The sequence below is a fragment of the Gammaproteobacteria bacterium genome (genome assembly GCA_016200485.1).
In the GTDB taxonomy this organism is placed as follows: Bacteria; Pseudomonadota; Gammaproteobacteria; order Tenderiales; family Tenderiaceae; genus JACQEP01.
This window is the reverse complement of sequence record JACQEP010000004.1, coordinates 141421-161632: the sequence shown is the minus strand read 5'-3', so window position 1 is coordinate 161632 and position 20212 is coordinate 141421. Positions and strand designations below refer to the sequence as shown.

At 51.7% G+C, this 20212-nt stretch carries 18 protein-coding genes; 13 read left to right on the top strand and 5 right to left on the bottom strand.

The window, feature by feature from the left end; all coding sequences use genetic code 11:
• Positions 1-3: 3 nt before the first annotated feature.
• Both HY272_01360 and parC read left to right on the top strand, forming a co-directional pair.
• Positions 4-681 carry a c-type cytochrome gene (locus HY272_01360; protein ID MBI3771343.1) on the top strand — a complete coding sequence of 226 codons (678 nt, stop codon included), beginning with the start codon at positions 4-6 and terminating at the stop codon, positions 679-681.
• Between the two features lie 121 nt (positions 682-802).
• Complete coding sequence (gene parC, locus HY272_01355; protein ID MBI3771342.1) at positions 803-3058, top strand: DNA topoisomerase IV subunit A; 2256 nt, start codon at positions 803-805, stop codon at positions 3056-3058.
• Here the strand turns inward: parC and HY272_01350 are convergent.
• Positions 3022-4833, bottom strand: coding sequence for a SulP family inorganic anion transporter (locus tag HY272_01350; protein ID MBI3771341.1), 1812 nt, complete (start codon positions 4831-4833; stop codon positions 3022-3024). The genes parC and HY272_01350 overlap by 37 nt on opposite strands.
• A gap of 259 nt (positions 4834-5092) precedes the next feature.
• On the opposite strand from HY272_01350, the gene htpX reads away from it, so the two are divergent.
• From htpX to HY272_01325, 5 genes are all read left to right on the top strand, one after another.
• Entirely contained in the window at positions 5093-5974 is an 882-nt protein-coding gene (gene htpX, locus HY272_01345; GenBank protein ID MBI3771340.1) for a protease HtpX, read from the top strand.
• A 211-nt stretch (positions 5975-6185) separates the two neighbouring features.
• The gene (locus HY272_01340; GenBank protein ID MBI3771339.1) at positions 6186-6506 is read left to right on the top strand and encodes a c-type cytochrome; all 321 of its coding nucleotides are present in this window, start codon (positions 6186-6188) and stop codon (positions 6504-6506) included.
• Positions 6507-6693: 187 nt separating this feature from the next.
• The gene (locus HY272_01335; protein ID MBI3771338.1) at positions 6694-7377 is read left to right on the top strand and encodes a response regulator transcription factor; all 684 of its coding nucleotides are present in this window, start codon (positions 6694-6696) and stop codon (positions 7375-7377) included.
• On the top strand, positions 7374-8723 hold the full coding sequence (locus HY272_01330; protein MBI3771337.1) for a GHKL domain-containing protein: 1350 nt from the start codon (positions 7374-7376) through the stop codon (positions 8721-8723). Before HY272_01335 ends, HY272_01330 begins: the two co-directional genes overlap by 4 nt.
• A gap of 179 nt (positions 8724-8902) precedes the next feature.
• Positions 8903-9076: a hypothetical protein gene (locus tag HY272_01325; protein ID MBI3771336.1), complete on the top strand. Its 174-nt coding sequence runs from the start codon at positions 8903-8905 to the stop codon at positions 9074-9076.
• Between the two features lie 14 nt (positions 9077-9090).
• Here HY272_01325 and HY272_01320 read toward each other — a convergent pair whose 3' ends face one another.
• The 3 genes from HY272_01320 to lon all read right to left on the bottom strand — a co-directional run bounded on the left by HY272_01320 (position 9091) and on the right by lon (position 12747).
• A complete protein-coding gene (locus tag HY272_01320) occupies positions 9091-9885 on the bottom strand; it encodes a fused MFS/spermidine synthase (protein ID MBI3771335.1) in 795 nt (264 codons plus the stop codon).
• A 9-nt stretch (positions 9886-9894) separates the two neighbouring features.
• On the bottom strand, positions 9895-10230 hold the full coding sequence (locus tag HY272_01315) for a DUF2591 family protein (GenBank protein MBI3771334.1): 336 nt from the start codon (positions 10228-10230) through the stop codon (positions 9895-9897).
• 117 nt (positions 10231-10347) lie between these two features.
• Entirely contained in the window at positions 10348-12747 is a 2400-nt protein-coding gene (gene lon, locus HY272_01310) for an endopeptidase La (protein MBI3771333.1), read from the bottom strand.
• Between the two features lie 247 nt (positions 12748-12994).
• Here lon and HY272_01305 point away from each other — a divergent pair, with 247 nt between their 5' ends.
• Positions 12995-13597, top strand: coding sequence for an NUDIX domain-containing protein (locus tag HY272_01305; GenBank protein ID MBI3771332.1), 603 nt, complete (start codon positions 12995-12997; stop codon positions 13595-13597).
• Positions 13598-13703: 106 nt separating this feature from the next.
• Here the strand turns inward: HY272_01305 and HY272_01300 are convergent, their stop codons facing one another.
• A complete protein-coding gene (locus HY272_01300; protein MBI3771331.1) occupies positions 13704-15056 on the bottom strand; it encodes an MFS transporter in 1353 nt (450 codons plus the stop codon).
• Between the two features lie 130 nt (positions 15057-15186).
• Here HY272_01300 and HY272_01295 point away from each other — a divergent pair, with 130 nt between their 5' ends.
• From HY272_01295 to HY272_01275, 5 genes are all read left to right on the top strand, one after another.
• Entirely contained in the window at positions 15187-15582 is a 396-nt protein-coding gene (locus tag HY272_01295) for a DUF1249 domain-containing protein (protein ID MBI3771330.1), read from the top strand.
• 856 nt (positions 15583-16438) lie between these two features.
• Positions 16439-17764, top strand: a complete 1326-nt coding sequence (locus HY272_01290) for a methyl-accepting chemotaxis protein (GenBank protein MBI3771329.1) — start codon at positions 16439-16441, stop codon at positions 17762-17764.
• A 15-nt stretch (positions 17765-17779) separates the two neighbouring features.
• Complete coding sequence (locus HY272_01285; GenBank protein MBI3771328.1) at positions 17780-18271, top strand: purine-binding chemotaxis protein CheW; 492 nt, start codon at positions 17780-17782, stop codon at positions 18269-18271.
• The gene (locus tag HY272_01280; protein ID MBI3771327.1) at positions 18261-19511 is read left to right on the top strand and encodes a hypothetical protein; all 1251 of its coding nucleotides are present in this window, start codon (positions 18261-18263) and stop codon (positions 19509-19511) included. Before HY272_01285 ends, HY272_01280 begins: the two co-directional genes overlap by 11 nt.
• Positions 19512-19526: 15 nt before the next feature.
• Entirely contained in the window at positions 19527-20207 is a 681-nt protein-coding gene (locus HY272_01275; GenBank protein ID MBI3771326.1) for a purine-binding chemotaxis protein CheW, read from the top strand.
• The last annotated feature ends 5 nt before the right edge of the window (positions 20208-20212 follow it).

Sequence of the window (20212 nt, the reverse complement as noted above, 5' to 3'; positions counted from 1 at the left end):
CCTATGAGAATTTCTTTACGTCTAAAGGCGATTATTTTCGGCTGCCTCGTCGGTGTTACCGGCGTCGCAGCAGCGGCTACTGAGTCTCGGCAAGTGGTTGAACAGGAAATGGCGAGTGCCAAGGCGCTGGTGCGGCAAATGACGCGTGGCGGTTTGGTGTATAAGACCTATTGCGTGTTATGTCACGGCGGTCAGGGTGACGGTGAGGCGCGTATTACAAAATTGCATGATAATCTCGATCTCAAGATCACCAAGCGGCCGCTCGACTATTATCAAGAAATAATCCGCGATGGTGGGCCTGCTGTGGGTCGTTCCGAATTCATGCCCACCTGGCAGGATGAATTATCCGAAGAGCAGATCCAGGACGTGGCCGAGTATCTTTATGCAGTGACCGATCCGGTCAGACGAGGGGAAGTGGTTTTCAAGACCAATTGTATTCTTTGTCATGGCGTGAAAGGGGATGGCAAGGGACGGGCCTCTGCGTTGTTTGATCCTCCGCCTGCCAATCTGACGCGCAGCGACAAGAACGACGATTATAAACGGATGATTATCACCATGGGCGGTAAAGCAATGGGCCGCTCTGAGGTGATGCCAATCTGGGGTGAGCAGTTGAAGGCCAATGAAATCGACGATGTGGTGGCCTATTTGCGGACGATTCTGGCGGTGGCGCCTGCCAATTGAAAGTTAAAAGAGGGATGTTGATATCCCGCAATCACATGTAGGGGCGATTCATGAATCGCCCCTACTACTTTGAGATGCCATCAGTATAATGGGGCGTAGATAACCGCAGGAATGAACCCCCATGAGTGATATCCAGCAGCGCCCCGATGACGGCATCGAGCAAATGCCGCTCAAGCAATTCACTGAGAAGGCTTATCTCGAATATTCGATGTACGTCATTCTCGACCGCGCCTTGCCCAATCTTGGGGATGGCCTCAAGCCGGTGCAGCGGCGCATCGTGTATGCCATGTCGGAATTGGGGTTGGAGGCGACGGCCAAGTACAAAAAATCGGCCCGTACGGTCGGTGATGTGCTCGGTAAATTTCATCCTCATGGCGATTCGGCCTGCTACGAAGCCATGGTGCTGATGGCGCAGCCGTTCTCCTCGCGTTACCCGTTAATCGACGGTCAGGGCAACTGGGGTTCGCCGGATGATCCAAAATCCTTTGCCGCGATGCGTTATACCGAGTCGCGGATGGCGCGTTACGCTGAATTGTTGCTGTCCGAGCTGGGGCAGGGCACGGTCGATTGGGTGCCAAATTTCGATGGTACGCTGGACGAACCGGCAGTGTTACCGGCGCGGGTGCCGAATGTGCTGCTCAACGGCGCCACCGGCATTGCCGTGGGCATGGCCACCGATATTCCGCCCCATAATCTGCGCGAGGTGGTCAGTGCCTGTATTCGGCTGCTGGATGAGCCAGAGGCCACGTTGTCACAGCTCTGCGAACACATCAAAGGCCCGGATTTCCCGACGGGTGCCGAGATCATTACCCCGCGCGCTGAAATCAAGCAAATGTACAAAACCGGCAACGGCTCGATCCGGATGCGTGCGACCTACGAAGAGGAAGACGGCGATATCGTGATCACGGCGTTGCCGTATCAGGTCTCCGGCGCCAAAATTCTGGAGCAGATCGCGGCGCAGATGAATGACAAGAAATTACCGATGGTCGAAGACTTACGCGATGAATCCGATCATGAAAATCCTACCCGGCTGGTGATTACGCCGCGTTCCAACCGCGTGGAAATTGAATCGTTGATGTCGCACCTGTTTGCTACCACCGATCTGGAACGCAGTTATCGTATCAATCTCAACATGATTGGTATTAACGGTCGGCCACAGGTCAAGAATCTGAAGGAAATCCTCGGCGAATGGCTGGAGTTCCGCACCGTCACTGTGCGGCGGCGCTTGGAACACCGCCTGGATAAAGTGAATCGTCGTCTGCATTTGCTGGATGGCTTGTTGATTGCGTATCTCAATCTCGATGAAGTGATCCGCATCATTCGTACCGAGGATGAACCGAAAGCGATATTGATCAAACGCTTCAAACTCTCGGAAGAACAAGCGGATTACATCCTCGATACTCGCTTGCGGCAATTGGCGCGGCTGGAAGAGATGAAAATTCGCGCTGAGCAAAAAGAACTGGCCGATGAACGTGACGATCTGGAAACAACGCTGAAGTCGAAACAACGGCTCAAGACGTTGATTCGTGATGAGTTGACGGCAGATGCCGAGCAATATGGGGATGAGCGTCGTTCGAAACTGGTCGCGCGTGACGCCGCGCAAGCCATCGATGAATCAGCGCTGACGCCTGCCGAACCCGTGACAGTGGTTCTTTCCGAAAAAGGCTGGGTCCGTGCCGCCAAGGGACATGAAATCGATCCCACTACCATGGGTTATAAGGCGGGGGATAGTTTCCTTGCCGCCGTCCATGGCCGCAGCAACCAATTGGCAGTATTTCTGGATTCGAGTGGTCGCAGTTATTCGCTGCCTGCGCATGGGTTGCCCTCGGCGCGTGGTCAGGGTGAGCCTTTAACCGGCCGCTTGAATCCACCGCCCGGCAGTCAATTTGTGGGTGTAATGATTGGTGCGCCCGAAGATTTGTATCTGGTGGCGACCGATGCCGGGTATGGCTTTGTCGTCAAACTTGAAGATCTCTTTGCCAAAAACAAGAACGGCAAGGTGGTGCTGAATGTGTCGCAGGGGGCCAAGGTGCTGGCGCCGGCGCGCATCACCAATCTGGAAAATGATCAGGTCGTCGCGGTTTCCAACACGGGCCACATGCTGGTGTTCCCGTTGAAGGAACTGCCGCAAATGGCGCGCGGCAAGGGCAATAAGATTATGGGCCTGCCTTCCGCCAAGGTGGCGAGCCGTGAGGAGTTTATGGCGGGCGTGTTGAGTTTGCCAACGGAGTCGTCAGTGATTCTACACTGCGGGCAACGCAAGTTAACGCTTAATGGCAAGGATTTGAAGCACTATGTCGCTGAACGGGGCCGGCGCGGCCTTAAATTGCCGCGCAATTATCAGCGTGTCGATCGGATGTTGTCTGAATCCAAATAAGTGGTGTGATTGGACTCAATATTGGCGGGTGGCGGTGGTGGGCACTCGCCAAAGACACGGGCGTTACAGCGTTGGCAACGTTGCGGATCGAGTTGACCAAAAATAGTTTTGATAGCGGTCGCTTTGGCGGCAAAAATGTGATCGTTGCCGATGATATCCAGATAGCCACCCTCACGCAGCAAGGTCAGTACCCGTGATTTGACGCTACAGAGATATAAATCACCGCCTAATTCGCGTCGTCTCAAGGTTTCACGTTTAAGTAATTCCGCGCCGGCAATGTCAATGAAGTTTATTCCACTGCAAATGATGAGTACCCGTGTCTGTTCCGGGTTGTAAAAATCAATGGCATGGAGTGCTTCCTCTACATCGTGTACCGCACCAAAAAATAACGAGCCATCGATGCGTATAATTTTAAGTTGTGGACATTCCGTGCGACCGGTGCCGGCGATGAAGCGGCGGTTGGCATCCTCCGGATCAGGCACTCTGGCGATAATCCCCGGATGAGAGATTCGAATCAGATGCAACACCAGTGACAACAATACACCTGAATAAATGGCAAAGGTCAGATCCACGAACAAGGTCGAAAGAAACGTGGTAAACAACACGGCGGTATCAGAACGGCTGGCCTTGAAGATGACTTTGATGCTGTGAAAATCAACCAGTTGATAGGCGATGTAAATCAACACCGCCGCCATTGCCGCGATCGGTAAATGGCTGACCAGCGGTGCCAGCATGAGCATGATCAGCGCAATGCCGACAGCACTGAAAATGGCCGCCATCGGCGTGCGTGCGCCGCTCGCATGATTGAGCACGGAGCGGGTAAACGAGCCAGATGAGGCATAGCTGGAAAAGAAGCTGCCCGCGATGTTGGAGAGTCCCTGGCCGATGAATTCCCGATTTGGGTCGTGATATTGATGACTGCTATTGGCAATGCTGCGGGAGATGGCGACGGCCTCCACCAGCCCCAGGATTGAGATCGCCAATGCCGCTGCCATCAGTTGCCGCCAGGTGTCGAGCGAGAGGTCCGGGCTCGTAAGTGGAGGCAGTGATGACGGAACCGCCCCGACAGTCTGGATGCCATCTTTACCGAGCACAAACATGCATAACGTGCCTGCCGTAATGGCGATCAGGAATCGTGGCCACTTCGGGACAAAACGATAAATAAAGATCGCTGTCGCCAGTGTGACGGTGGCAATGATAATGGTGGAGGGCTTCCACTCGGGTAACTGTTGTAACCAGCTGGTCCAGGTATATAAAAACGGCTGATTCGCGGGCAGGCTGATCCCGAAAATATGTTTGAGCTGGCTCGTTAAAATCAGGATTGCCGCGCCCGCGGTGAAGCCTACCTTGACGCTATGCGAGATGAAATTGACCAGCTCGCCGAGCCGAGCCACCCCCAGCGCCACTTGAGTGAGGCCCGCGAGAAAGGTGACGGTGAGCACCAGGGTAATGTAGTGCTCGCTGCCGGGGACGGCCAGCGGGCTGATCGTGGCAAAGATGACGATGGAAATGGCCGTGGTCGGGCCCGAGATCAAGTGTAGGGATGAGCCAAACAGGGCGGCGACGATGACGGGAATGATGGCGGTATAAAAGCCATATTCGACCGGTAACCCCGCGAGCAAGGCCAGTGCGATACTCTGGGGCAAAACAATGACCGCGCCGGTCAGCCCGGCCGAGAGGTCGGCGCGCAAAGTATCGCGGTTGAGGTAGCGCCACCAGCGCGGGCTGCTTAGGGATAATTTCTTGGTTGTTAGGTTGTTATTAACCTCATCCATGAATCTGAGTGACCTTGCCGCGCTACGCCATAGACTGTTCTACATTAGAACCCGCATATGTACAGTATCGGCTGCTAACGTGCTGACTGGAGCGTAAAAAACACAAAAATGTGGCAAAATGCCGCCTGATTCGGGTGGATTCAGGGGCGGATGTCGAGCCCTTGAACTTTGCTTGGTAGACCCTATCTAATGGAACGGTATTCTACGCGTATTCGTAGCATGCAATAACACACTTATCAATGGTTTTATTGGAGGAAAAATGAAACGCATTATGCTGTTTCTGGCAACCAACCTGGCAATTATGCTCGTGCTCAGCATTTCGCTGCGCCTGCTGGGTGTAGAGAGTATTCTTGATCGGCAGGGCATTGATCTCAATCTCAATTCATTGTTGATCTTTGCCGCAGTATTCGGCATGGGCGGTTCGTTTATCTCGCTGGCGATTTCGAAGTGGATGGCCAAGCGTACGATGGGTGCCCAAGTCATCGAACAGCCGCGTGATGAAGTCGAGCGTTGGCTGGTGAACACTGTGCGCCGTCAAGCGCAAGCCGCTGGCATCGGCATGCCGGAAGTGGCTATTTTTCATGCGGCCGAACCCAATGCCTTTGCCACAGGCATGCGTCGCGATGCAGCCCTGGTCGCCGTCAGCACCGGTCTGCTGCATAACATGAATCGTGATGAAGTCGAAGCCGTGCTGGCGCATGAAGTGAGCCATGTGGCCAACGGTGACATGATTACGCTGGCGCTGATTCAAGGTGTGGTCAATACCTTTGTCATGTTCCTGTCGCGCGTCATTGGTCATACCGTCGATCGCGTGATATTCAAAAACGAGCGCGGTCACGGCATCGCCTTTTTCGTCACCTCAATGGTCGCTGAACTGGTGCTGGGTATTCTGGCGTCGATCATTGTGATGTGGTTTAGTCGCCAGCGTGAATTTCGCGCCGATGCAGGCGGCGCCAGCCTGGCCGGTCGCGAGAAGATGATCTCGGCGCTGGAGCGTCTGAAACGTGCCCATACTGGCCCCTTGCCGGATCAATTGGCCGCCTTTGGCATTGCCGGCGGCGTAGGGGCGGGGCTAAAACGGCTGTTTATGAGCCATCCGCCCCTGGATGAGCGGATTGCAATGTTGCGCCAAGGGCGCTAATACCTCCTCTACGTTTCAAAGCTACTATCCGGGCGGCACCTGCCGCCCGGTTTTTTCTTGTAAACAGCAGGTTAGCTTGCTGAACCCCATTCAGGCTGCATTCAGTTTAATTTGGTTATCTTAGGATCCGAAGCAGACATCCTCCGGCCATTGAGGTGGTGTGAGAAGGATGATTACAGGTTATTAATGTAATTCCGTTAGGAGAACTGTCATGAAGCGTATTATTACGGTTGTTGTTCTGGCCTCTTCGTTTGTTGCGGCGCCGGCCATGGCCAATCTGGATCTGGCGAAGGCAAGTGGTTGCCTGGCTTGCCACAGTGTTGATGCCAAGGTTGTTGGTCCAGCATGGAAAGATGTTGCTGCCAAGTATAAAGGTCAAGGCGATGCCAAGGCCACCTTGGTCGAGTCTATCAAGAAAGGTAGCAAAGGTAAGTGGACTGCTGTTACCGGCGGCGTACCGATGCCTCCGTACTCGCCCCGCGTTGCTGATGAAAACATCAATAAATTGGCCGACTTTATTCTCGGCCTGTAAGTGTAAGTCAAGGACTCCATACATAAACCCTACCCCTGTGTAGAAGTCCTTTTTTTGAGCGCCCCGGGTGTGCCTAATTCCCCCCCCCACAGGCCCCCGGGGTTTTTTTCTTTTCTCTCGCACCATTATCCGTACTGCACAATTTCCGGTTATCCTTATTGCTCACTGAACTAAGAGGGTGCTGTTGATGAGGTTGCTGGTTGTTGAGGATGAGACAGAGCTACGCCAACAATTGTTCGATCGTCTGTCCCATGAGGGCTATGCCGTGGATGTCGCGGCGGATGGTGAGGAAGGGTTGTATCTGGGGTTGGAATTTCCGATCGATGTTGCCGTTGTTGATATCGGCTTGCCCAAGCTTTCCGGTATTGAAATGTTGCAACGTCTGCGGGCGGCAGGCAAGACTTTTCCGGTGTTGATTCTGACCGCGCGTGGCCGTTGGCAGGATAAGGTGGAAGGGCTTGATGCTGGCGCTGACGATTATCTGGTCAAACCTTTTCATATCGAAGAGCTGGTCGCGCGGTTAAAGGCGCTGGTACGGCGTGCTGTAGGGCTGGCACAGCCGACATTGCAATGCGGACCCGTCCGGCTCAATACCGTCACCCAGGAAGTCACAGTGGCTGGTAATGCCTTGGAACTCACCGCATTTGAATACAAGGTGCTTGAATACCTGATGCTCAATACCGGGCAGGTGGTTTCGAAAACCGAGCTGACGGACCATATTTATGCTCAGGATTTTGAGCGTGATAGTAATGTCATCGAGGTTTTTGTCGGACGTTTGCGGCGTAAGCTGGATCCGGATAATAGCCTGCAACCGATCGAAACGTTGCGGGGCCGTGGTTATCGATTCACCTTGGTACGGAGTCCGGAGTGATCCTTTCCATCAATGGCCGGATGTTGATTACGGCCGGTATCATATTGATCAGTTTTCTCGGTATCACGGGATTGATCTTGGAAAAATCCTTTCGTTTTTCCACCGAAGAATCATTCAAGGAACGCTTGCAGGTGCATGCGAGTGCGTTGATTGCCTCGGCAGAGCAGGAAAAAGATGGATCAATCGTATTGGCCTATGCGTTGCCCGAGTCGCGGTTCTTTACAGTGGGATCAGGCTTGTATGCCAAAATATTGTCCAACAATGGGTCGATTGAATGGTCATCGCCGTCGATGGAAGGGATCAACATTTCATCGTATGGCGGCTTGCGCCGTGCCGAAGATCGTTATGAATATCTGACGACCTCTGAGGGCGAGCCGGTGCTGAGTTACAGTATTGGTGTGACGTGGGGGGAACACGAAAAATTCAAGGAAGGTTACACCTTCGTTGTGGCTGAGTCACTCTATCGTTACAACAATCAACTGCATCAATTCCGGAATAATCTTTGGGGCTGGCTGGGCGGCATCACGGTGGTATTACTGATGATGCTGACATTGATCCTGAGATGGGGATTATTGCCCTTGCGCAAGGTAGCTGCGGATCTGCGTGAGATTGAGGCGGGGCGGCATATCGTGTTGGAAGGCGATTATCCCAAGGAACTGCTGGGGCTGACGGATAATCTCAATGCCTTGATTCGCACCAATCGTGAACATGAGGCGCGTTATCGCGCAAGCCTGGGTGATTTGGCCCACAGTCTGAAAACCCCGCTGGCGGTGTTGCGGGGTGCCGTCGAGGCACCACAGCATTCGTTATCAGAATTACGTTCAGCGGTCGAAGAGCAGGTTGAACGCATGGATCAGATTGTTCAATATCAATTACAGCGCGCTGCGACGGCAGGACGTACTGCATTGGCGGCACCGGTGAATGTGTCGGTGGTCGCTAACAGAGTGGTTAAGGCTCTGGATAAGGTGTATGCCGAAAAACGAGTCGAGTGTTCAGTGGCGATAGAGCCTGACCTGGTGGCACATTGTGATGAGGCGGATCTAATGGAGTTATTCGGCAACCTGGTGGATAACGCTTACAAGTGGTGCCGGTCACGGGTAGCAATTTCGGTGCGTAATGAGCGCGGGGTGATGCATCAATTGGCGATTGTCATTGCCGATGATGGTCCTGGGATCGCTGAGGAAGATATTGACCGGGTGTTACGGCGGGGCGAGCGCCTGGATCAGTCCAAGGCGGGGCATGGACTGGGTTTGTCCCTGGTGAGGGATATCGTGGGTTTATACCAGGGCGAACTGACTATTGGGCGGTCCCAGTGGGGAGGGGCCGAAATTCGGCTTGTGCTGTAAAAATATTATATAACTAATTGAATATAATAGAAATATACCTATCAAGTAATTGGTCAAAAATACCGATATATTATATGGGTATAGAGCTTTAAAATAGTGTACCCCCAGAAGCGTTGTATCCAATAAGAGGAGTCAGGAGTATGGATATCAGCGGTGTTTTAGGATCAGTGGTAAATCAGGTGTCACGCCCGAAAACGGGTGAAGACATGGCACTGGAGGTGACGAACAAGGCAGTGACAGTGGAAGCAACCACGGTTGTGGAAGTGGTCAACACTGTTACTCAGCCGGCACAGGAAGTTCCCAAGGAAAAACTACCCCTCCATCTAGGCCGTAATGTGAACACTACTGCTTGAGGCGGTGACAAGGCCTATCCCAAGATCAATTCGCCATTTGCCAATGGATTGGTGACGAAGAGATTGCCGACGACGGCACTGAAATCCAGGCCGTAGTCGGTGCTTAGTTTGCGTGCTTTCTTCAACAGCGCTGGTTGTGTAAGCAGGGCTGGTTTTTGTTTGAACGCGATAATGATGACATTGTTATGACCGGCGACGGTCAGACATAAGGTCTGGCGTTCAAAGCACTGACGTATCTCCCACAAGACATGACGAAACTGATCGGCATTCTCCGCGATCAGATTCATGACCATGACCCCGTCGTTGCGGAGTCGCATGTGGCAAAGTTCATAGAAACGGGCGTCGAGCAACAGCGGGGATGTGGTCCCGATGTGGCTATAGATATCGACGAGTAATGTATCGTATTTGTGGCGGCTTCGCGCCATGAATTGTTCCGCGGGATGGGCAGTGATTTCGATATTGCGGGCCTTGGGTAATAAAAAATATTCCTGACACACATGTATCATTGCCGAATCGGATTCTACAATCTGTAATGAGGTCTTGGGCAGAATGTGATGTAAATAACGCACCATGTCGCCTCCCCCCAGGCCGAGCATCAGCATTTTGCCTGGGCGTCGTTGAAACAATAAAAACGACATCATCAATTCCATGTAGGACAGGATTAGCTTGTGAGGCGCCTGTAATGACATGGCGCTTTGTACCGTCTGTGTATCGACGCGCAGCAGACGTAGATCCTTATCTTGAGAGACGATGATGGTTTGTTGCTCAGACTGGATACGGTAGATTTCTTTACCGGCTGGGAAGTTCATCACTGGGCCTTATTGGTTATCGATATTTTCGCCCAATTTGGCGACGATATAAGCGCACATGGCGGCCTCAAGCACGGATTTACCTTGGGCATTGATGTCCGGTTCCAGGGAGGCCGTCCATTCCTGAGAGTGTTCCCAATCCCAGTTTAGATCAATATGCGATTGTTCGATGATCGGGCCGCCTTGCGACCAGTAGCGGGTGGGGGCCCATTGTCTGGGGGCGAGCGATGGGTGCGGGGTGTAAAGTAGTCCATCGCCGTTCTGGGCAACGGTAACCTGGATATTCTGGACCCTGGCAACCCAGTAGTCCAATTGTGCAAGACTCATTTCACGTACCCGCATCATCACGTTTGCCTATCCGGCCATGAACCGTTATCAGATATAACAGAGGGATGTGCGTGAATTCAACTTGTTGCCATTAACGGTAATGTGTTGGCGGAGTCCATGTGGGGCGATTCATGATTAGCCGCCAAAAATAATTTCTGCGACCTGTTTGTAGTGGGTGACAAAGTGGGCCGTCATACCTTTGGTGATGTGTTCGGGCAAAGACTCAAAATCACCGCGATTGGCCTCCGGCAGAATGACTTCCAGAAGATTGGCGCGACGCGCGGCGATCAGCTTTTCGCGCACACCACCGATTACGAGAACATGACCCGTGAGTGTCAGTTCGCCGGTCATGGCAATCGGGCGTGGGATTTTTTCACCGCGTGCCAGCGATAACAGGGCGGTGGCCATAGTGATGCCCGCAGAGGGGCCATCCTTGGGGGTGGCACCTTCCGGGACATGGACGTGAACGAAGGCGTTGTCGAAGAACGTGGCGTTGGGCGCGAAGTTCTTTAAGTTTGCACTGATGTAACTATAGGCAATTTCAGCTGATTCGCGCATGACATCGCCTAACTGCCCCGTGAGCTTGAAACCACGATTTTTGGTGTGCACGCAGTTGGCTTCGATGGTGAGCGTGACGCCGCCGAGGGTGGTCCACGCCAAACCTGCGACGATGCCGACGCCGGTGGGTAGACGATCACGATGATAGAAGGGGCGGCCCAAATAGGTTTCGACATTTTTGGGACCGACATTGATGACCTTGCGACTGCGCGGTTTGCTGACGATTTGTACCACGGTCTTGCGCACGATGCGACCGAGTTGTTTTTCAAGATTTCGTACCCCTGCCTCACGGGCATAACCTTCAATTAAGAGCCGCAATGCGGAATCACTGATCTTGAGACGACTGGGTTTGACGCCAGCCTTTTTCAATTGCCGTGGCCAGAGATGGTGTTTGGCTATCTCTACCTTTTCTTCGGCAATGTAACCTGCCAGGCGAATGATTTCCATGCGATCGAGCAGTGGGCCGGGAATGGTGTCGAGTTGGTTAGCGGTGCAAATGAACAAGACCTTTGATAAATCCAGGCGCACATCCAGATAGTGATCGAGAAAATCGCTGTTTTGCTCCGGGTCGAGTACTTCCAGCAATGCTGAGGCGGGATCGCCACGATAAGAGCTGCCGATCTTATCGATCTCATCGAGCATGATGATCGGGTTGGCAGTGCCAACTTCTTTCATTGCCTGCACGACCTTGCCGGGCATGGCGCCAATGTAGGTGCGACGATGGCCTTTGATTTCGGCCTCATCACGCATGCCACCGACCGAGAAACGGTAGAACTGGCGGCCGAGCGTGCGGGCGATGGAACGGCCGATGGAGGTCTTGCCGACACCCGGCGGGCCGACCAGTAAAAGTATCGAACCCGCGACTTCGCCTTTCAGTGAACCGACGGCAAGAAATTCGATAATGCGGTCTTTGACATCGGCCAGACCATCATGATCTTCATCCAATATCTTGCGGGCTGCTTTAAGTTCCAGTTTGTCTTTTGAGTATTTGCCCCAGGGCAGAACAGTGATCCAATCCAGATAACTGCGCGTGACGCCATATTCCGGTGAGCTCGGGTCCAAAACACGCATTTTGTCCAATTCCTCTTCGATGCGCGTGGCAACGGAAGCAGGGATATTGAGTTCCTTTATTCGGTCCGTGAATTTATCCAGGTCAGCGGTGCGATCGTCTTTGGCAATCCCAAGCTCTTGCTGGATGACTTTTAATTGTTCACGCAGGAAAAACTTGCGTTGGTGTTCGGTGATTTTTTTCTCAACTGATTGCCGAATCTGAGCCTGAAGTCTGGCGACATCCAGTTCCTTTTTGATCAGGATCAACACCTTTTGCATTCGACGACGAATGTTGATCGTCTCCATGACTTCCTGTAATTCTTCCTTGCTGGCGGTGGTGAGCGCGGCGGCAAAGTCGGTCAGTGGTGATGGATCATTCGGGCCGAAGCGATCAAGAAAATATTTTAATTCTTCGCTATAAAGCGGATTGAGCGGCACCAGTTCTTTCAGGGTGTTGATGATGGCGATAGCGTAGGCTTTGAGTTCATCGTTCCCCGATGGTTTGGGTTCGGACGGATATTCCACTTCGGCCAGAAAGGGTGGTTTAGTGGATAACCATTTGGTGACGCGGAAGCGCTGCACACCTTCGGCGATGAATTGCAGCTTGCCGTCAGAACGCATGGGATGGTGGAGATAGACTACGCTGCCCATGGGGTAGAAGTCGTCCTGGGTGGCATCCATTTCGTCTTCGGATTTGACGAGCAACAAACCGCCGACCTGAGCCGGGGTGTCGCCGATCTTTTTAACGGTATTCAGCCATGGATCTTCGCTCATTAATATTGGCAGCGTTTGTGCCGGGAAGAATGGGCGTTCAGCCAGCGGCAGGATGAAGAGTGTCTTGGGCAACGTCCGGCTAGGTAGATTTAAGTCAGAACCGTCGCGTTCCAGAAAGTTCGGTTCGATTAATTCTTCTTTGTGACGCCGCATTTTTTGCGAAACTCGTTTGGCAGCCATGTCAGTCTCCCGCTCTGCGACGCCGACCCAGGGTAAAATTCCTTATCCATTGTGTATCTATTATGTTTTTAACCCACCCTAGGAGAACATCGACCGCTGCGTCAATAACTTCAATCCTATGGGGTCGAAAGCAGTCTTTGTCCTGAGGTTGGTCAGTTGGCGATTATCGTGATTTGGATTAAGGTTGAATGCTGAGAGAATTTTTGGGTTAGGGGTGGTTATGAAAAATGCCGAGGTAAACATTATTTCCAAAACATTGTGTTTTGAGGGCTTCTTTCGCGTTTATAAATTTCGTCTGCAACACAGTCTATTTGCCGGCGGTGTTTGTCAGCCGATCAGCCGGGAATTATTTGCGCGGGGCCATGCGGTGGCCATGTTGCCGTATGATCCGCGGCGAGATGAAGTAGTGATGATAGAACAATTTCGGATCGGGGCCTTGGAGCATCCGCGTGGAGCATGGTTGACGGAGATTGTGGCAGGCATGATCGCACCTGGTGAAGATGCAACCGCCGTGGCACGGCGTGAGTCGCTGGAAGAAGCCGGTTGCGAGGTTGAGGCGCTGGAGCCGATTTTCCATACCTGGTATCCCAGTCCCGGCGGTTGCGATGAAACAATCCGGCTTTATTGCGGTAAGGTGAATGCGGAAAGGGTGGGGGGGGTGCACGGTCTGGCGCACGAAGGTGAAGATATTCGCGTGTTTAGTTTGCCGTTTGCAGAAGCATGGAAATTACTGGAAGCGGGTCAGGTGAACTCCGCTGCACCGATTATCGCCTTGCAGTGGCTGGCAATGAATCGGGAGCGGTTGAGGCGGATTTGGTGTTGAGCGTTATTTTTATCCGCAAAAAACGCCAATAAACGTAAAGATGAGGTAAAAACTTTCTGTCCCCTCAATTTCCTTGGTAGTCTTGGTGTCCTTGGTGGTTTCAGATTTATGTCCAGCGATCGATCTTGGCAGCTTCTCTGCCACGGGGTTCATTGACCGTCATGAGCACGAGTAATCCCATAATAAAAAACAGCAGTGTCGAAAGTATCGCCAGCCGGTGATTGCCGCTAAACAGGAAATTGACGGCGCCATAGGTCAGCGGTCCGATGATGGCGGCAAGCTTGCCGGCCAATCCCCATAATCCAAAGAACTCTCCACTGCGGCTGGGTGGCGAAAACTCCCCAACCATCGCCCGCCCCGCAGATTGGCTGGCGCCCAGGGCGATACCGATTAAATTGGCGGCGATCCAAAATTGAGTTTCGCTCTGCGCCAGATAGGCCAATACAATGGCCGCGATCCATACGCACAACGTTATCGCGATACAGGTTTTGGAGCCGATGCGATCCTGAATCTGGCCAAAGCCAAAGGCGCCAGCGGCGGCAGTGACGTTTACCACGAGGATCAAGATCAAAGTATCGCGGGTGGTGAACCCCATGACTTCCTGAGCATAAACAGCCGCCAATACAATTACCGTGTTGATCCCACAATAATAAATGGTGAGGGCGCCGAGAAAGCGAAACAAATCTTTGTAGTGGCGTGCGTGGTGCAAGGTTTCGCTGACGCGTGTGAAGCCGGTACGAACATAGCCACTAAACTTCAATCGTTGATTTGGTTGGGCGCGTTCTTTTAGAAACAACAATGTGGGCAGGGCGGCGAGTGCGAATATGGTGGCGACGATAAGGTTGGTGCCTGGAACATAATCGGCGGCGGTTGCACCAGACGCCTCCATGCTCTGTATGTAGAGGATGCATAGGCCCAAGGTTAAGAGTCCGCCCAGGTAACCCGTGGTCCAGCCGTAACCGGAAAGTCTACCCATGGTTTCAGGCGTGGCCAACTCTGGAAGAAAAGAGGCAATAAAATTTTCTCCGGCGGCGAACATCACGGTGGCCACGATTACCAGGATTAGGCCGAGGGCAATGTCACCGGGGCCGACCAGGGCCAAGAGTGCGGTAAAGATTACGCAACCAATAGTACTCGCCATCAGAAATTTTTTCTTTGAGGCAGAGTAGTCGGCGATGGCCCCCAACACGGGGGCGCTGAGCAGGACCAAGGCATTGGCGGCAGCCATACCCAAGGTCCAACATAAAGTGGCGCTGCCGGGGTGTATTTGATCCAAATTCTTGGCTACCACGCCAACGAAATAGGCGTTGAAGATGGCCGTCAGGATGACTGTGGTATAACCGGAGTTAGCAAAATCGTAGAAACACCAGGCCACCCGTTCGCGGTGAGTAGCGGGGGGAATGTTGGGATTAGGGACCGCGGGCGGAACGGTTGGAGGAGCGTTGGAATCTATAGACATGGACATGGCGAAGTTTATACCGGGAATTGTATGCTTTGTCACGGTACCCTTAATTCAATTAGGTAATAGACGATATTACTTAGTAAGGCCTTTTGGTTAATATGTAAAAGAGGGCAGCTACGGGACGACGATGAGTATTTACGAGCGCAATTTTCGACGGCTAGTAACATTGCTGCCTGAGTTGAGGGTGGCAGTCTCGTCGGTGCCCGCGTCTAACGTTGGAGTGCTGAGAGTTGAGGTGGTTGAACGCCATAAATACACCACCTTGGTCAGTCTTGCCCAGCCCTTACCATTATTTTTGCCCCCGTTAACCATGACGGTGTGTATCTATCACGATGCTAAAGTCGCGGAAGTTATTGATTATCAAGAAAGTGGTCGCCTGAGGGCGCGTTATGATTACCCCAATCCCGATATGTTCCAGGTACGGGAAAAACGCCGAGTGAATGAGTTCCTGGGGGAGTGGCTGGATTTTTGCCTGTTGCCAAGGCGGCGCTATGGGCAGTTGTTGCTGGTGGGTGGCGCCTGAATCGCCAGCATTGCCATTTGCAGTGCTTACCCCACCGTTTTTACTAAAGTTTTCGCTTTTTTTGCCGTTCTCTGCACCAGAGCTTAGGGTATTTGCCGTTTGATTTTCCGTTGTTCGAGATGCCGTGCGTCAGCATGTGTGGTTTCGAGCCAATGTATCGGAATTTACACAGATCGAGAAAAGGATAGCTATGACTGCGCAATCAAAAAGGTCGTTTTTTAAGGATCTATCAATACCCACCAAGATCAATCTGGTGGTTGGGATAGGATTTTTGACCGTTGTTAGCTTGTCGACAATAAATATTTTTATTACCGACAGCAAACGGGCAATTGATCTGGCCAAGGAACGCACCGAAGACATGACCACGCTTTATTTCGATGGTCTGAATACCATGATGCTGACCGGCACCATGTCGCAACGTGAAATCCTGCAAGGGAAAATGGCGCGTCGTCCCAATGTGGTCGAGGCGCGCGTGATTCGTGGTGAACCTGTGAAACAACAATTTGGACCTGGTTTTGAAAGTGAACAGCCACGCGATGAGTTGGACCAGCGGGTCCTGAAAGGTGAAGAGATCAAGGTGATAGAAGAGACGCCGCAGGGACGGGTGTTGACGGTGCTGACGCCATTCAAACCGACGCACAATACGCGTGGTGTCGATTGTCTGCAATGTCATAACGTCCCCATAGGCTCGGTGAATGGAGGAATTCGAGTGAGTTATTCGCTAGCCCCCATGGATAAAGAGCTGCAAGCGGAAATGGTTGAAGAGGCAGGTACGAATTTTGCGTTTTTAGTAATCGGCCTTATTGTCATCAATATCTTCTTGCGCGGCTGGTTTTCAAAGCCATTTGCACACTTGATGGATGTGGTGGCAAGACGTGCGGAAGGTGATGTTAATGTCCGTTTCGAATTGACCAGTAAGGATGAGATCGGGCGTCTTGGGCAATCATTCAATGCCATGTCGGAGAAGATCAATACCGCCGCAGAACGAGAACATGCCGCTGCACAAGAGTTGCGGAACAAGGTGGATATTCTACTGGAAGTGGTAAATAAAGCCTCTCGTGGTGACATGACGGGACAGGTAACCTTCTCCGGGCATGATGCCATTGGCGAGCTGGGTTCTGGATTGCAGGGCATGATCAATAATATTCGTGATCTCATCGAAGAACGCAGAAAAGCAGTCGAAGAATTGCGACGCAAGGTGGAGATGATCCAGCAAGCCGTCACGAAGGCGGCGAGTGGAGATTTGACAGTCAAGATCAATGTTGAGGGCGAGGATGCTCTGGGGCAGCTTGCACGCGGCGTGCAGACCATGATTCATAACCTCAATCTATTGGTGGCACAGGTGCAGCAATCGGGTATTCAAGTGACATCGTCCGCAACCCAGATTGCGGCATCCGCCAAGGAACAGGAGGCGACTGTTGCTGAGCAGGCAGCGACTGTGAATGAGGTAGTGACGACAGCGACGGAGATATCCGCCACCGCTAAAGAGCTTGTCAATACTATGGACGAGGTTTCCAAAGTGGCAGAGGTGACCGCAGAATCCGCAACTAGTGGGCAAACTGGGTTGAAGGCCATGGAAACTACCATGCACCAAATGATGGAAGCATCATCAGCCATTGCCGCCAAACTTGAAATCTTGAATGAAAAGGCAAGCAATATTAATACTGTTGTCACCACGATTACCAAGGTGGCGGATCAAACCAATTTGTTGTCGTTGAATGCGGCAATCGAGGCCGAAAAGGCCGGAGAATATGGGCTTGGCTTCTCGGTGGTGGCCACAGAAATCAGACGTTTGGCGGACCAGACAGCCGTTGCGACCTGGGATATCGAACAAATGGTCAAGGAAATGCAGACGGCAGTAACGGCAGGCGTCATGAGCGTTGAGAAATTTACGGAGGAAGTGCGTCGCAGCGTTGCTGAGGTCAGTACGATTAGCACGAGCATGGCGGGTATTATCAAGCAGGTGCAAGCATTGACCCCGCGTTTCGAGAGTGTACATGAGGGTATGCAGTTCCAGTCTCAAGGGGCGGAGCAGATTAAGCATGCGATCATTCAGCTCTCGGAGTCGGCACAACAAACTGTGGATTCTCTGCGGCAATCACATGCATCGATTGAGCATCTCAATGAGGCCGCGCATCGACTGCAGGGCGGGGTATCCAAGTTCAAGGTTACGGCAACCTAAAGAGGGCATGCGCCCATGATGGTGTTGCTGTTCAAGCTGGATAATGCGAAATATGCTCTCGACGTTGCTCACATCGTTGAGATTATGCCTAGGATCGCGATTAAGCCATTGCCCAGGGTCCCAGATTATATCCCTGGGCTGATCAATTATCGTGGACGGATAGTCCCGGTGGTTGATTTGGCAATGCTGGTGCATAAACACCCCGCGAGTCACTCGCTGAGTACGCGCATTATTTTGGTTCAATTTGATTCCGAGGAGGGTCATAGTCAGTTGGTTGGAATGATTGCAGAGTGTGCAACCGAAACAACAAAAATTGATGTGCATGATGCCCTGACGACGGGCATCAGTTCTAATATGGACGCATTTGTAGATGCAATCATTTTGGATAGGGATGAAATGATAGGTATCGTTAATTTGGCTCGTTTAATGCCTCATGAGTTGCAGATTGTAGTGAGTGGTAGTCATGAGGCGATGAATCATGAGGCGGGGATTGGTAATGCCCCTTGAGACAATTTCCAATTTAATAAAAAAAAGAATTGGAATCATCTCCGATTCAATTGGTATGTCGTCCATTGAGCGCGCTGTTAGATCCCGTATGACCGAGTGCGGAGAGCGTGATGTTGAGTCATATCTAGATCGAGTCGTGGCGTCGGTAGAAGAGCTTCAACAGCTGATTAATGAAGTAACAGTCTCAGAAACCTGGTTTTTTCGCGATCAAATCCCATTCGCTTTGTTAACTGAATATGTCAGCCAAGTCTGGTTACAGGATAAGCCCGGCGAAGTTCTAAAGATACTCAGTATCCCCTGTTCTACAGGGGAGGAGCCGTTTTCCATTGCTATAACTCTACTTGAGGCCGGTCTGACAGTCGATGAATTTCACATTGAAGCGATTGATGTCAATACTCGAGTGTTGGAAATGGCGCGCCGCGGTTGTTATGGAAAAAATTCATTTAGAGGAAAAACAAATCCAGATGAATCGCCGTTCCTGGAGCGTGTGGGAAGCGAATATGTGGTTTCGGAGTTCGTCAAAAGTGCCATTACGTTCAGGCATGGAAATATCCTGGATAAGGAATTTAAATCAGAAACAGGTCGTTACAATATTGTTTTTTGCCGAAACTTGCTGATTTATTTTGATGTTGATACAAAAAATACCGCTATTAAGAATTTGTATAGCTTGATGGCGGATGATGGGCTGTTGTTCCTCGGTCATGCCGAAACCGGACGTATTGCCCAAGGATTGTTTTCACCGGTCAGGCATCCTGGGGCGTTCGCATATCAGAAATCAGTTGCTGGTGCCGTTTCTGATTTCCTTTCAAGTAAGCAAAGGCCGTTGCCACGTCAGCCATTGCTCGAGCAGGTAGATGCAAAGCCGCTGCCAACGCCTGAATTTACTCATATTGCTAATGAAAATTCAAAGACGACGATACTGGCAGAACTGGAAGTTAATGACCCGCTGCAAAAAATTCAAACACTCGCTGATCTTGGTGAGCTTGATGAGGCGAAACATGAGTGTCTGAAATATATTCGCAACCATCAGAATGACCCCAAAGGGTACTATTTAATGGGGGTCATTGCGCTGGCTATGGATGATGATCGTGGAGCAGAAGATTGGTTACGGAAAACTATATATCTTGATCCCGGGCATTATGAGGGACTGGTTCAGCTAGCGATCCTTGCAGAGGAACAAGGTAATGCCGCTGGGGCGAAAAATTACCGGGCGCGAGCGGAACGGGTCAAGGCGTCATAGGGATGCAATTACAAAATGAACGATGATGTGAATAAGATAGATGATTGCTGGAATCGGATTGGCGTCTGGTCGAAGTCCAATCGCTCATGTGAGCAGTTGACGCAATACATTCATTGCGCCAACTGCCCGGTATTTTCTTTGGCAGGTCGACAGTTGTTAAATAATGCCCCACCTGAGGGATACTTGCTGGAATGGGCGGAATTTCTGTCTGTCGAGCAAAAACAAAAGGAACGCAATACCTCGTCTGTTATTTTGTTCAGATTGGGTGATGAGTGGCTGGGAATGCCGTCAGCTTTGGTGGATGAAGTGGTTCCGATGAGGAAGATTCACCGAGTACCACATCGCAAAAGTGCAATTTTGCGGGGATTGGTGACAATTCGAGGTGAATTGCAGATATGTGTATCTATGGGGAGCCTATTGAATATTACGCGTGGCGAGATATCGGGCACTAATGTTATTAAAGGTATTTACGAACGGCTGATGATCATCTCGTTAAAGGGTTCTAAATATGCTTTTCCGGTCAGTGAAGTGAGGGGGGTACATCGGTATGGCGTTTCTGCGGTGATGGATGCTCCTGCCACGGCGCTTAATTGCTCAGTTCACTTCCTAAAAGGAATGCTGGTGGTAGATAACAAACATATCGGGATTCTTGATCAAGAACTCCTGTTCTCAGCGCTGGGTAGAGGAATATTGTAGGAGGC